This is a genomic window from Acinetobacter sp. (assembly GCF_036659555.1).
Taxonomy (GTDB): domain Bacteria; phylum Pseudomonadota; class Gammaproteobacteria; order Pseudomonadales; family Moraxellaceae; genus Acinetobacter.
The window spans coordinates 1-13,550 of sequence record NZ_JAVXCI010000030.1 but is presented as its reverse complement, the minus strand read 5'-3'; the positions used below and the strand labels follow the sequence as shown (position 1 = coordinate 13,550).

Here is a 13,550-nt window from a genome sequence, read left to right as displayed (position 1 = left end):
CCGCCATGCCATTGCAGCATAACTTATCCAGCCTAACTTGCCTCTAAATCGGCTAGAATACGCCGATTTCCCCCTTAGATTAAGAGCAGCATTATGGCTTCAACAGACTGGTTATCTCAAGGCACTTTAGTTCTTGCCAGCAACAACAAAGGCAAAATTGCTGAATTTGAAAAAATGTTTGCAGAGCTGAATCTTCCTGTAAACGTGATTCCGCAAGGCCAGCTGAATATTGCAGATGCGGTTGAAGACGGCCTGAGCTTTGTCGAAAACGCCATCATTAAAGCCCGCCATGCGTCTAAAATTTCCGGCAAGCCGGCCATTGCCGATGATTCCGGCATTTGCGTTCCAGCCTTAGGCGGCGCGCCGGGCATTTACTCCGCGCGCTTTGCCGGCGAGCACGGCAATGACGCAGCCAATAATGAAACCCTGCTGCAGCAATTGAAACCGCTGCGCAAAGACGGCGAAGCGGTTGAAGGCATGTTCGTCTGCGTGCTGGCTTTGGTGCAGCATGCGGATGACCCGCTGCCGCAGATTTTCCAAGGCATCTGGACAGGCGAAATTCTGGAAGCTGCCCGCGGCGGAAATGGCTTTGGCTACGACCCGCTGTTCTGGCTGCCAGAACTGAATGTGTCCAGCGCAGAACTGTCTAAGGAAGATAAAAACAAAATCAGCCACCGCGGCCAGGCCATGCGCCTGTTTAAGGCGAGTTTGGCGAAGTAGCCACTGCATGGCGCTGAGCGCCTTTTCCCTTGAGGAGAAAGCCAGAATCAGGGGAAATATGATTTCCCTTCTCCAGCGCTTTTGTGATGCATTGGACAGCACTGCATCATATGCATTCACAAGGCCAAAGCATCAAATCAAATGCAGCGCCAGCCCGTATAAGCCCACCAGCGCGCAGCTGACGATTGTGCCGGAGGCGATGTACTGGGCCGATGCGCCCGTGCCCTGATAATGCGTTTCCAAGGCCACAATATTGGCCGCCGGCGGCAGGCAGAACAGCAGCAGCATCACGCCGATATAGCGTTCAATATTGGCAATCGGCGCAAATGCATAGGCCAGGCTGCAGATCACCGCGCCGCAGAGCAGCTTCAGCGCAAATATCCGGCTGCTGCGCAGAATATCCTGCCAATGCACGCGGGTGCGGCGCATCCACATGCCCAGCACGCACATGCCGCTAAAGCTCATGCCTATTTTGGCGCACTGATAAATCAGATCAATCCAGTGATGCTCCTGCAGATGCTGCAGGCCCAGCAGCCGGAAAATTCCTGCCAGCAGCAGCGCAAGAACCGGCGGCGACAAAGCCGCTTTTTTCGCAGCCGATGCCCAAGGCTGCGCATCCGGGCTGACGGCAGTGACCGCCCATATATTGCCGAAAATTGAACCGCCGACATACAGCGCGACCATCGGCGCGCTGACTTCCGGGCCAAACAGCGCCAAGGCGAAGGGAAAGCCCAGCCATGCCAGATTGACGTAGCTGACGCATAAAGCGCGCAATTTATCTTTAAAAATCAACTGGAAAAAATAGAACAGCAGCACAGCGGACGCAAAGCTGAACAGCATCAGGCTGAGGCTGCCGGCCTGATAGAACACCATGTTGTAAATAATGACAACCGGAATAAAGCCGCGCGCCAGCACGCTGGCAAGAAGCGCTTTCAATGGCGAAGCTGATGCAATTGAGGCCAGCCCAAGCCCGCATAAAAAGCCAAAAGCCGGAAGAAGCAAAGCCACTGTCATATTCCTGCAGATCTAGTAATCCGGCCCATGCTATCACCAATCAGCGCCTGAACGCGCTGAAAACATGCGTGTCTTTAAACTGCAATCTGGGTGTCACATCCCTGTCATGCGCAGCTGTTGAAATCGTCTGAAAATGAAAAGAGGAAAAAATCATGGCAGGACTATCAATTTGGCATGTGCTGATTTTTGCAATTGTCGTCATTCTGCTGTTCGGCACATCAAAGCTGAAAAATCTGGGCAAAGATGTCGGCGGCGCAGTCAAAGACTTTAAAAAATCCATTAAAGATGATGAAGCAGCTGCAGCCCTGAAAGAGCCGCGCACGCTTGAGCATCAGTCCACAACAAACAGCAGTTCCGTTAAAAACTCCTAAAGGTTCCACATTATGCTCAATATAGGCATGACTGAACTTTTGGTTTTCGGCATTATTGCATTGCTGGTGCTTGGGCCGGAGAAATTGCCTGAAGCCGCGCGCTTTGCCGGCAAATGGTATGCAAAAGTCAAGAGAACCATCAGCAATGTGCAAAATGATATAGACCGCGAGTTGCGCCTGTCTGAACTGCGTGAGCAAATGCAAAATGAAATGAAGCGCATACAGGAGCTTGAAGAAAAAATGCAGGCTCAAATGCATGAAATGCAGCAGCAGAAAATCTTTGCAGCTGAAAATAAGCCGGAGCCTGCGCATCCGGACAATAAAAATACTCCCTTGCTGTATACCCCTGCAGAGCGGCCTCAGGCGCCTTTGCTTGCCATTTCAAAGCAGCCGGCCTGTGATGCAGCCATGCCGCAGCTGAATAACTATAAGGTGGCGGTATGACGCAAACTTCACAGCCGCAGCTGCCGAACACTCTGGACAGCCGCGAACAGGAAATGCTGCAGGAAATGCCGATCACCAAGCACCTGGTGGTTCTGCGCAAGCATCTTTTTAAAATTGTCGGCCTGCTGATTGGCCTGTTTTTCTGCCTGCTGCCTTTTGCCAACCGCACTTATCAAATGCTGTCTGAACCGCTGCGCGCCCAGCTGCCGGCTACATCAACTATGATTGCCACAGATGTGACTGCAACCTTCATGGCGCCCTTTAAGCTGAACTTCTTTATTGCCCTGATGCTGGCCATGCCTTACATCATTTATCAGCTGTGGGCCTATGTAAAGCCTGCGCTGTACGCCAAAGAAAAAGCGCTGGCCCTGCCGATGCTGATCGGCAGCATCGGCCTGTTCTACCTGGGCATTTCTTTTGCCTATTACATTGCGCTGCCGTCCATTCTGCACTTTTTCATCAGCGTTTCGCCTGAAACGGTCGCGCCGATGACTGACATCAACAGCTATTTAGCCTTCTGCCTGAAGCTGTTTTTGGTATTCGGCATTACTTTTGAAATTCCAATTATTACCCTGCTGCTGATTTTAATTGGCGTGGTCACAACGCAGCAGCTGGTTGAAAAGCGCCGCTTCATTGTGGTCGGCTGCTTTTTTGTCGCCATGTTTGTCACCCCGCCCGATGCGCTGTCCATGATCATGCTGGCTGTTCCCATGTGGATGCTGTTTGAACTGGGGCTGCTGGCCGGCAAGCTGCTGGAAAAAAGAAGAAACGCTGAAAGCGGTTAAATTCAAGCAGGCTCCGGCCTGCTTTTTTTATGAATAACTCAAACCCTTGCAAAATCTCCTCAAAAAAATCCGCCTTCTGAAATCCCCAAGCGCAAAAACAGGATGGCACCAGCCATCCATGAGCTGCGTATAAAAAGTGAAATTCAGGCTTGAGGCCTGTTTTTCATCATTCTGACTTATTTTTTTCACCAGACTGTCATCCCGCAGTCAAGCGGCCGTCACACTCCCCGCTTAAGTTAGACAGGACTTTATAAAAACATGTCTTTTCAACTGACTCTACTTAGGAATTACTTCGATGACCGAGCTGTCGCCATATCATGAAGATCAGGAACTTGATAACAACTCCTCAGATAATGAACATTTCCGTGACGTTCTTGAGCAGCGCATCTCCCGCCGCAGCTTGATCACAAAAACAGCCAGCGGAGCAGTTGCTCTGGCGCTGGCTTCGTCCTTAACAGGCTGCGGCAGCGATGGTGACGATAATGCGTCCACAACACCGCCTGCAGATCCTGCGGTAAAACCGAAAAAACTGACTTTCAAGCCGGTTTCTAAAAATTTAAATGACATCGTAACTGTCCCAGAAGGCTATCAGGCCAGCATCCTTTATGCCATGGGAGATTCGATTAATCCTGCATATGCAGCATGGGATGACAATGCCGTGCCTTCAGGCCCAAGCTTCATGTACCGTTCAGGCGACTGCCATGACGGCATGAGCTATTTCGGCTTAAACAGCTCCACGCTGAATTATGATGCCAATGCATCTGAACGCGGCCTGCTGGTTATGAACCATGAATACATCAATCCAACCTTCCTGCACCCTAAAGGGCCGACCAAGGTTGATGGCCGCCGCCCAGAAGATGAAGTCATCCGTGAAGTCAATGCTCACGGTGTTTCAGTCATCGAACTGAAAAAAGACAAAGCGACGCAGAAAGTTGAAATTGTCAAAAACTCGCTGTTCAACCGCCGCATCACCGCATCAACAGTCATGGAATTTTCCGGCCCGGCAGCGGGCAATCCCCTGCTGTGCACCCGCTTCTCTCCTGCTGGACGCCAGACGCGCGGCACGCACAACAACTGCGGCAACGGCTATACGCCATGGGGAACCTACTTAACTACGGAAGAAAACTTCATCGGCTACTTCCAGCGCTCAGGCAGCGATGAATACGAACGCACGCCTGAAGAGAAAAAAGCACTAAAACGCTATGGCTTAAGCTTAAGCATTGATTATCTCTATGAGAAAAATGCTGATGGCTCGCCTAAAAAGAATGCGAAGGGCGAGATTATTTACGTTCTGGATCAGCAAGGGAAAAAAATACCTAATCTGGACGATCAGGACCGTATTGCCTATCTGGATAAAAATTCCCGCTATGCCTGGGAAACAGCTCAGGGCAGCTTTTATGCTCAGGACATGTACGACCGCTGGACTGCAGACGTCGCTGCTGCTGAGGCTGATCAGGACTACCGCAATGGTCCGAATACCTTTGGCTGGATTGTAGAAATTGATCCTTTTGACAGCCGCTCAAACCCGGTGAAGCGCACCGCTTTAGGCCGCTTCGCGCATGAGGACTGCCGCGCCAGCCGCCTGCGCGCAGATGACAACCTCGCTTTCTATATGGGCGATGACTCACGCGGCGAATATATCTATAAATTTGTATCCGACCAGAAGTGGGATGCCAAAGACGTTAACGGCGGCTACAGAGCCGGCGATAAATACATGAACTCCGGCAAGCTGTATGCCGCCGAATTCAACAATGACGGCACAGGCCAATGGATCGAGCTTGCATACGGCAAAAATGGCTTAGATGAAGGCAGCACCGCCTATCCGTTCGAATCGCAGGCAGATATCGTCACCTTTGCCCGCCTGGCTGCGGATGAAGTCGGCGCAACCCGAATGGACCGCCCGGAATGGGTTGCAGTCAATCCGGAAAACGGCGAAGTCTATGTAACCTTAACCAACAACTCAAACCGCGGAACAGCGCATGCGCTTGATGCAGCCAATCCGCGCAATTATTCCGACCCTGAAGGCGGAAAAGGCAATGTCAACGGCCATATTATCCGCTTCCGTGAAACCGGCGATACAACAACGGCTGAAAGCTTCGCTTGGGATATTTACCTGTTTGGCGCTGAAGCCAGCATGGCTGAAAACATTAACCTGTCAGGCCTGAATGACAGCAATGACCTGTCCTCTCCGGACGGCATGTGGTTTGACCCGCGCGGCGTACTGTGGATTCAGACCGATGACGGCGCGTATACGGACACCACCAACTGCATGATGCTGGCAGCATTGCCTGGCCAAGTCGGTGACGGCGGCCAAGTCAAGACTTCGTCGAATATCGATACCTTTGCAGGCGCGCAAGTCAATGATGAAAACCTGCGCCGCTTCCTCACCGGGCCTAAAGAATGTGAAATTACCGGCGTGACCATGACACCGGATTACAAAGCAATCTTTATCAATGTGCAGCATCCGGGTGAAGATTCAGAATCTTACGATGCGCCAACTAGCCACTGGCCTGCCACACAGACAGACCCGGGCAATAAAATGGCCCGCCCGCGCTCTGCAACAGTTGTGATTACCCGCAAAGACGGCGGTGTGATTGCAGGCGCATAAACCCTGACTTCATAAAAAATGCCAGCATCATGCTGGCATTTTTTATGGCTGAAGCGGCAGCTGCAGCGCAATGACTTGGCCCTGCGCCGCGCCCTGCTGCTGCTTTTCCTGCCACAGCCATTGCCTGTCCTGCATTCTTAAAAAATTCGAGCAGCGCGTGCCGTAAGCAGGGCTTTGAATAAAGGTCGAAGACAGCAGCTCTTCCATCTCAGCGCTGATGCCGGTAAACGGCAGCAGCTGCGGAATAATCTTGCGCTCATCCTCCAGAATATCCCACACCGCAAATTCCAAATCCGCCGGCGGCGTATCCGCATGCTGCAGCATCGGCAGCAGTTCCTGGGTAAAGCGCTTGCGCAAATGCCGGGTTTTCTCCCAATGCTCCGTCATCAGGCCGTTGGACGCCACATAAACGCCCTTGGCCAACACCTGCGGCTCTTCGCCGCGGTTGCTCATATACACCGCCTGATGCTGATCGCCGATAAACAGGTTGAAGCCGGCATATTCGCGCTGCTGCTGCTCTAAAGCCTGGGCAAAGCGGATCGGCGCCAAGTCTGACTCTAAAAAGTGCTGAATCAGATGCCCGCGCGAGGTCGGATAGCTCCGCCTGTCCTGAGCGTCGCGGAAATTGGTGACAATCGCCCAGCGCCCCGCCGGCGTCACGCCCATCCATGACCCGCCGGACTGCAGATCGCGCCCGGCCGCAATCGGGCTGTTCTCCCAGCGCTGCAGCGCGGCTGCGGGCCGCTGGTAAAATTCATCGCGGTTGGAAATCAGGCACAGCGGGGTGCCTTCCAGAACCTGCCAAGCAAAAGCCACAATGCACATAAACGCCACTCAATATCTTTACACATTGAATGTACAACATTTTTCATCACATTCAGCTAAAATCTGTGCAAAACATAATGACAAGGAGCAGCGATGCTGACCTATCCGAATATAGACCCTGTTGCGCTTTCGCTGGGCCCGCTGCAAGTTCACTGGTACGGGCTGATGTATCTGCTGGCATTTTTATTCGCCTGGGGGCTGGCCACTCACCGCGCCAAGCAGCGTGACGGCTGGACGCCGGAAATGGTTTCCGACCTGATCTTCTACGGCGCTTTGGGCGTTGTGGTCGGCGGGCGCTTCGGCTATGTATTCTTTTACGGCTTTGAGCAGTTTTTGGCGAATCCGCTGTGGCTGTTCCAGGTCTGGACCGGCGGCATGAGTTTCCACGGCGGCTTTCTCGGCGTGATGATCGCCATGCTGCTGTGGTGCAAAAAGTATCAAATGACCTGGTTCCAGACACTGGACTTCATTGCGCCCTGCGTGCCGACCGGCCTGATGTTCGGACGCATCGGCAACTTCATCGGCGGCGAACTGTATGGCCGCCCGGTGGCAGACCCGAACTTTGCCTTCGGCATGATCTTCCCGGCCGACCCGCTGCAGCTGGTGCGCCATCCGTCGCAGATTTATCAGGCGCTGTGCGAAGGCCTGATTTTATTCCTGATTCTGTGGTGGTTCAGTTCCAAGCCGCGCCCGCGCTTTGCCGTGTCTGCGCTGTTCCTGATCGGCTACGGCATTGCCCGCTTTATCGCGGAGTTTTTCCGCGAGCCGGACAACGGCGTGCTGTTCATCGGCTGGATGAGCAAAGGTCAATTCCTGACTGTGCCGATGATTCTGATTGGCCTGTGGATGATGTGGTATGCCTACCAGAAGAAAACCTACGACTGGGGCCCGCTCAAAAACAGCTGAGCAGCATCAGCGCGCATCTTCAGCGGGGCAGCAGCCCCGCTTTTTTCCGGCTGTGATTTTTCCGCACGTTCTGTGCTAAAGTTTCAGCTTTATGATTATTGACGCCTGTCCGCATGCTCGAATTCTGGTTTAACCCTCAAGTTCCAGTCCTGAAAAAAATCCTGCTTTTTGCCCTGATTGCGGCAGCCACCGCGGCGCTGTACTGGATTGAGCCTTTAAAACCCGATGCAATTTTAATGTTTGCAGGCGCCGGGCTGGTGTTTCTGATCTGCCGCTACTGCAAGGTGCATTTTGCAGCTAAAAAGCCCGCCGGCCTGCTGTACCGCCTGCTGACCTGGATTCCGATTGCCTTGCTGCTGGCGCTGATTTTCATGCAGATGAAGGAGGGAGAGATTCTGCTTCCGGGCGCGCAGGGCATCGGTTTTATGGCGCTGGCGATCTGCCTTTTTTCACCGCTGTCGCTGCTGAACCGCAATCAGCCGCCGGAAGCGCAGCCCTGATGCTGACGTTTTGGTATTCGGCGCGCTGCACGCGTGAAATCCGGCTCATCATCTGCATTGCGGTCTGCGCGGTGATTTATTACTGCGCCGGCATTCAGCAGCTGCCTGCGCTGTTTGCAGGCTTAAGCCTAGCGCTTGGCGCGGCTGTGCATCTGCTGCGCCACGTTGATTTAAAGCTTGCGGATGAAAATTCTTATAGGCGCACCGTTCAGGCTGTTTTTTCTATTCTTCCGATTGCCGCGCTGCTTGGCCTGATCCTGTATTTGCCGCAAGGCCATAAAGCCGTACTCAGCACTCAGTGCATCGGCTTCAGCGCCATTGGGCTGTTTTTAGTTTCGCTCTATGAATGCCACGCCAAACGCTTGGCATAAAGCTGCCCGGCGCTGAGTAGGCCTTAGTCGCCCAGGCGGTAATACTCATAGCGCACATTCGGATCCTTATATACCGCATAGTCGCGCTGCTTGAAATCTGATACCCAGCCTGAGCCGGAATAGGCCGCGATATGGCCATACACATGCTTCTGCGTGCGGTTGATGATATAGATGTCGCCTTTTTGCGGACGGTCAAAGGCCAGATTGATTTTCTGATAGCCGATTTTCTGCAGCGTATGCCCCCAGTCGGCTGCAGCCACCGGATGGCTGTTGAATTTCGCGCCGGCGGACTCCAGCGCTAAACGTACGCTCTTGGCGCATTTTTGCGAACTGCTAGAAGCGGTAACGCCGCGCAGGCGCTGGGCAAACTTGTCAATATTGATTCTTTGGCCATTGTCCGCGCCAAATATGCTTTGCGGCTTGGCAGGGCGGTTGCCCTGCTGCCTGCCGGGATTTCTGCCTTGCTGCGAACGGATCACGATTTCCGCTTTCGGGGCGTAGACACTGTTCATATCCGCGCTTTGATCATAAGCCATCCTGCAGCAACCTCCTCTTCAATCAGTCCTGATCGAGCTTTACCTATCTTTAAACGCAGGCGATGGTACGCTGGAATGAGCATGATTTCATATTAAAAAATGTAAAAAAATTTATACTTCCGCCCTGCAGCAGGCTTAACTGGCTATTTTTCAGTTATTTTTTTCATTCAGATTTTTTTAATTTTCCCGGATGCCCGGCCCGGCTCCAGACAGCCTGCGCATTTTAAAATTTGCCCCATTGCTCCGGGATGCAGCCCAGGCCTGCGCGAATTTTTCCGGAGTTCCCTCGCTGCAAAAAAGAAGCTAAAATGCGCTTCAAGACATTATTCAGATTATGCGGAAGCTATGCGCCAGTACTTAGACCTATTGCAACACATCCTCGACAACGGCGGCGATAAAGGCGACCGCACAGGCACAGGAACGCGTTCTGTATTCGGTCATCAAATGCGCTTTGACCTATCCAAAGGCTTCCCTTTGCTGACCACTAAAAAAGTGCACTTCCGCTCGATTGTGATTGAGCTGCTGTGGTTTTTAAAAGGCGACACCAACGTTAAATACCTGCAGGACAACAAAGTTTCAATCTGGGATGAATGGTCGACTGCAGCGCAGACCGCGCGCTTTGGCCGCCCTGAAGGCGAGCTTGGCCCGGTCTACGGCCACCAGTGGCGCAACTTCGGCGCGACCCAAAAAGCCGATGGCCTGTATGAACAGGACGGCTTTGACCAGATTCAATGGCTGCTGAATGAAATCAAGGCCAATCCGGATTCACGGCGCCTGATTGTTTCCGGCTGGAACCCGAAGGAAGCCGGCCAAGTGGCGCTGCCGCCTTGCCATACCCTGTTCCAGTTTTTTGTGCAGAACGGCAAGCTGTCCTGCCAGCTGTACCAGCGCAGCGCGGATGTCTTCTTAGGCGTGCCGTTCAACATCGCCAGCTATGCCCTGCTGACCCATATGGTTGCGCAAGTCTGCGGCCTCGGGGTTGGCGACTTTGTCTGGACCGGCGGCGATACGCATCTGTACGCCAACCACTTTGAGCAGGCGCAGCTGCAGCTGGGCCGTGAACCCATGGCGCTGTGCCAGCTGCGCCTGAACCCGGATATTCAGGATATTTTCGATTTTAAATTTGAAGATATTGAAATTATTGGCTATGAACCGCATCCGGGCATTAAGGCGCCTGTGGCGGTATAAGCGGTTCTTCACCCTATTCAACCATCAGAAATCCCCCCTAAGCCCCCGCTGTTTCAGGCGGGGCTTGCCAGCTGAAATCAAGGGAAGGGTTTAAAGCAAGCAGAGTCCGATATGGCATTTCAAAATTTAGAAGTTGTACACGTGGTGGCTATGGATCAGCGCAGCTGCATCGGCAAAGGCAATGACCTGCCGTGGCATATCTCCGCAGACCTCAAGCACTTCAAGGCAATCACCCAAGGCGGCGTGGTGGTGATGGGGCGCAAGACGCTGGAATCGATGGGCCGCGCCCTGCCCAACCGCGTCAACTGGGTGATTACCCGCGATGCGGACTGGGCTTTTGCCGGCGCCAAAGTTGCGCACAGCATTGAAGAAGCGCTGACGCAGGCGGCGGCGGATGTGCTGGCCTCTGAAAAGCCGGAAAGCATTTTCATTATCGGCGGCGGCGAGATTTTCGCCCAGACCATGGATATTGCAGACCGGCTGGAGCTGACCCATGTGGAGCTGGATGTGCAGGGCGATGCGCATTATCCGGCCATTCCGGACAGCTTTAAAAAAGCCGCGGCCGAGCAGCATATTGACGACAAAACCGGCATTGCTTTTGAGTTCGCAACTTACCGAAAATAAAGCAGAATAATTTGCAGCATTAGGCGGCTATGCAGAAGCTCGGCACAGCGGAATGGATGAAAAAACTGGGAAGCGGCGCGCTGCATTCCCTGTTCAGCCTGTTTGTGATTTTGTCCTCGGTTTGGCTGTGCATGGCGCTGTGGGTGCAGCAGCCGCTGGGCGGGCTGTTCAGCCGGGTTTTAATCGGCGCATGGGCCGCCTTCGCACTGAGCATCTTAGGCATGTACGCCGCACAGCATTTTTTCAGCCGGCGCAAAGACGCCATGATTTACCTGCTGGGCTTCATCTGCGGCCTGTTCTGGTATTTCGGCTTAGAGGCCCGGCAGGACCGCGAATGGGCGCCTGAAGTGTCCAGAATCCTGCGCTATGAACAGCAGGGCAATGCCGTTACCCTGCACAATGTCCGCAACTTTGACTGGCGCCCTGACGGCAGCTATGCCGAACGCTGGGAAACGCGACATTACGACCTGAATCAAATCACCGGGGTGAATATCATCACCTCCTACTGGATGGGGCCTCAGATTGCCCATACCCTGGTCAGCTTTGATTTTGCCGGCGCCCCGCCCCTGACTTTTTCCATTGAAATCCGCAAGGAAAAGCATGAAGAGTTTTCAGCGGTGGGCGGTTTTTTCCGCAAATATGAACTCAGCCTTGTGGCTTCGGATGAAAAAGATATTGTCTATACCCGCAGCAATATCCGTGGCGAACAGGTCTATTTCTTCCCGGTCAATATGCCGAAAAGCGAGCGCATCCAGCTGTTTCAGGAATACCTGCGCAAAGCCGATGAATTGGCCCGGCATCCCAAATGGTACAATACCCTCAGCAGCAACTGCACAACGCTGGTTTTTGATATGGCGCAGGCGGTTTCTCCGCAGCCGCTGCCGGCGGATTACCGCCTGTTCGCTTCCGGCTACCTGCCGAATTACCTGCATGACCTGAATGCCATCAGCGGGCAATGGGATATGCAGACCTGGTATCAGCGCGCGCATGTCAATCCCAAAGTCCGCGGCATGGCGCGCATCAGCAGCGCAGAATACTCGCAGCGCGCGCGTCAGGGCCTGCCGCGGCCGGCTGAATAGGCGCCGATCTGCAGTTTTTAAAACAAAGATACAATTCCGAGTGGAGCTGAAGTTAAATATTTGTTTATATAAGACTAAGTCTATTCAAGAACAAGAGAATCCAACAATGCTGAAACCGCTTTTTTTAGCCGCCGCGCTGGCTTCGGCTGCTGTATTTACCGGCTGCGCAAGCATGCAGGCCCCCTCGCAGCAAATGACTGAAAACCTGCAGCAGCTGCAGAACCGCGCATGGATTGCCACGCAAATCGGCAATACTGAAATTAAAGCCCCGCCGGCGGCGCGCAGCCTTCCAAGCATTCAGTTTGACGCAGCCAGCAAGCACGTATCGGGATCAGACGGCTGCAACCGCATTATGGGCGCCTATGCCGCAGGCAATGACACGCTGCAGCTCAGCCAGCTGGCCAGCACCCGCATGGCCTGCCTGAACAACAGCGGCATTGATCAGCAATACAATGAAGCCTTAGCTAAGGTGACGCATTATCAGGTCTTCGGCAAAACCCTGAAGCTGCTGGACCGCCACGGCAACCTGCTGATTCAATTTGAAAGCGCGGTACAGCCGCGCTGAAGCTCAAAGCCTGCAGATTTGCAATAATGCCAGTCAGTTAAGCATTTTTAATCCTCCCCTTACGCAGCAGTGCTGCTCACCTTTTTCAAAGGAGGGAGCGTTTCGAAATTCAATACGGTATTGAATTCCTTGCACAGCAATGCTGTTCATCCCCTCTTTTTCAAAGAGGGGTTAGGGGAGATTTATCAATTTGTAACAATGAAGTTATGCTTAACTGATCAGCATTAGCAGATTTGCAGGCTTTTTCTTTGCTTCACGCAAACAGGACATTGCAGCTTCACAATTTGCCCCTATATTAAAATAAATACAGCAAACAGGAAAAAATTATGCAGCAGGCTTTATTTGGCGGCGGCTGCTTCTGGTGCACAGAAGCGGTTTTTCTGCAGCTTAAAGGCGTGAATCAAGTCGTCAGCGGCTATGCCGGCGGGCGCACGCAGCAGCCCAGCTATGAAGAGATATGCACGGGCGAGACCCAGCATGCGGAAGTCATCCGGATTGATTTTGATGAAACGCAGATCAGCTTTGCCCAGCTGCTGGATGTCTTCTTCGCCACACATGACCCAACCACCTTAAACCGCCAAGGCAATGATGCCGGGACGCAGTACCGCTCAGTCATCTACTATTTCAGCGCAGAGCAGCAGCAGCAGGCGCAGCGCGCCATAGACGCGCTGAAAGCCGATAGCCTGCAGATTGTCACAGAACTCAGCCCTGCGCCGGTTTTCTATCCTGCGGAAGACTACCATCAGAATTTTTTTGCGCGCAACCCGTCGCAAGGCTACTGCAACTTTGCCATTCCGCCGAAACTGATGAAGCTGCGCAGCAAATTTCAGGACTTGCTCAAGCCGGACTGAAAGCAGCCCGCGCTTTTCTGCAGGCGTAAAAAAAGCGGCGCAAAGGCCTAATGCTGATCAGTTAAGGAGTTTTGCAAGAAACTCCTTAACTTTTAGGCCATTCATGGCAGAGTCTTACCGTTTTTAAATCGAATTTTTGGAGCTCGTTTTGTTCTTTTGTTTC

At 53.1% G+C, this 13,550-nt stretch carries 16 protein-coding genes; 13 read left to right on the top strand and 3 right to left on the bottom strand.

Features of this window, described 5'->3' with window-relative positions; genetic code table 11:
- Positions 1-93 precede the first annotated feature (93 nt).
- The gene (gene rdgB / locus RSA72_RS05945; RefSeq protein ID WP_332621841.1) at positions 94-720 is read left to right on the top strand and encodes an RdgB/HAM1 family non-canonical purine NTP pyrophosphatase; all 627 of its coding nucleotides are present in this window, start codon (positions 94-96) and stop codon (positions 718-720) included.
- 132 nt (positions 721-852) lie between these two features.
- Here rdgB and RSA72_RS05940 read toward each other — a convergent pair whose 3' ends face one another.
- On the bottom strand, positions 853-1,728 hold the full coding sequence (locus RSA72_RS05940; RefSeq protein ID WP_332621840.1) for a permease: 876 nt from the start codon (positions 1,726-1,728) through the stop codon (positions 853-855).
- A 158-nt stretch (positions 1,729-1,886) separates the two neighbouring features.
- On the opposite strand from RSA72_RS05940, the gene tatA reads away from it, so the two are divergent.
- The 4 genes from tatA to RSA72_RS05920 all read left to right on the top strand — a co-directional run bounded on the left by tatA (position 1,887) and on the right by RSA72_RS05920 (position 5,942).
- A complete protein-coding gene (gene tatA, locus RSA72_RS05935; protein ID WP_332621838.1) occupies positions 1,887-2,105 on the top strand; it encodes a Sec-independent protein translocase subunit TatA in 219 nt (72 codons plus the stop codon).
- Positions 2,106-2,117: 12 nt separating this feature from the next.
- Positions 2,118-2,549, top strand: coding sequence for a Sec-independent protein translocase protein TatB (gene tatB, locus RSA72_RS05930; RefSeq protein ID WP_332621836.1), 432 nt, complete (start codon positions 2,118-2,120; stop codon positions 2,547-2,549).
- Entirely contained in the window at positions 2,546-3,334 is a 789-nt protein-coding gene (tatC, locus tag RSA72_RS05925; RefSeq protein WP_332621834.1) for a twin-arginine translocase subunit TatC, read from the top strand. The genes tatB and tatC overlap by 4 nt, the downstream gene beginning before the upstream one ends.
- A 295-nt stretch (positions 3,335-3,629) precedes the next feature.
- Positions 3,630-5,942, top strand: coding sequence for a PhoX family protein (locus tag RSA72_RS05920; RefSeq protein ID WP_332621832.1), 2,313 nt, complete (start codon positions 3,630-3,632; stop codon positions 5,940-5,942).
- Between the two features lie 42 nt (positions 5,943-5,984).
- Here RSA72_RS05920 and RSA72_RS05915 read toward each other — a convergent pair whose 3' ends face one another.
- Positions 5,985-6,767: an NRDE family protein gene (locus tag RSA72_RS05915; RefSeq protein ID WP_332621854.1), complete on the bottom strand. Its 783-nt coding sequence runs from the start codon at positions 6,765-6,767 to the stop codon at positions 5,985-5,987.
- 93 nt (positions 6,768-6,860) lie between these two features.
- On the opposite strand from RSA72_RS05915, the gene lgt reads away from it, so the two are divergent.
- From lgt to RSA72_RS05900, 3 genes are all read left to right on the top strand, one after another.
- Positions 6,861-7,673 carry a prolipoprotein diacylglyceryl transferase gene (gene lgt / locus RSA72_RS05910; protein WP_332621831.1) on the top strand — a complete coding sequence of 271 codons (813 nt, stop codon included), beginning with the start codon at positions 6,861-6,863 and terminating at the stop codon, positions 7,671-7,673.
- A 113-nt stretch (positions 7,674-7,786) separates the two neighbouring features.
- Complete coding sequence (locus RSA72_RS05905; protein ID WP_332621830.1) at positions 7,787-8,173, top strand: hypothetical protein; 387 nt, start codon at positions 7,787-7,789, stop codon at positions 8,171-8,173.
- Positions 8,173-8,544 (top strand): hypothetical protein, encoded by a 372-nt coding sequence (locus RSA72_RS05900; RefSeq protein ID WP_332621829.1) that lies wholly within the window; start codon positions 8,173-8,175, stop codon positions 8,542-8,544. The genes RSA72_RS05905 and RSA72_RS05900 overlap by 1 nt, the downstream gene beginning before the upstream one ends.
- 23 nt (positions 8,545-8,567) lie before the next feature.
- On the opposite strand, the gene RSA72_RS05895 is transcribed toward RSA72_RS05900, so the two are convergent.
- Entirely contained in the window at positions 8,568-9,080 is a 513-nt protein-coding gene (locus tag RSA72_RS05895; RefSeq protein ID WP_332621827.1) for a CHAP domain-containing protein, read from the bottom strand.
- A gap of 345 nt (positions 9,081-9,425) precedes the next feature.
- On the opposite strand from RSA72_RS05895, the gene thyA reads away from it, so the two are divergent.
- The 5 genes from thyA (at position 9,426) to msrA (ending at position 13,387) form a co-directional block, all read left to right on the top strand.
- Complete coding sequence (gene thyA, locus RSA72_RS05890; RefSeq protein WP_332621825.1) at positions 9,426-10,268, top strand: thymidylate synthase; 843 nt, start codon at positions 9,426-9,428, stop codon at positions 10,266-10,268.
- A 111-nt stretch (positions 10,269-10,379) separates the two neighbouring features.
- Positions 10,380-10,892: a dihydrofolate reductase gene (locus tag RSA72_RS05885; RefSeq protein WP_332621823.1), complete on the top strand. Its 513-nt coding sequence runs from the start codon at positions 10,380-10,382 to the stop codon at positions 10,890-10,892.
- Positions 10,893-10,921: 29 nt separating this feature from the next.
- On the top strand, positions 10,922-11,971 hold the full coding sequence (locus RSA72_RS05880; protein WP_332621822.1) for an Lnb N-terminal periplasmic domain-containing protein: 1,050 nt from the start codon (positions 10,922-10,924) through the stop codon (positions 11,969-11,971).
- Positions 11,972-12,077: 106 nt separating this feature from the next.
- Positions 12,078-12,536 carry an META domain-containing protein gene (locus RSA72_RS05875; RefSeq protein ID WP_332621821.1) on the top strand — a complete coding sequence of 153 codons (459 nt, stop codon included), beginning with the start codon at positions 12,078-12,080 and terminating at the stop codon, positions 12,534-12,536.
- Positions 12,537-12,862: 326 nt separating this feature from the next.
- A complete protein-coding gene (gene msrA, locus RSA72_RS05870; RefSeq protein ID WP_332632871.1) occupies positions 12,863-13,387 on the top strand; it encodes a peptide-methionine (S)-S-oxide reductase MsrA in 525 nt (174 codons plus the stop codon).
- Positions 13,388-13,550: the final 163 nt, after the last annotated feature.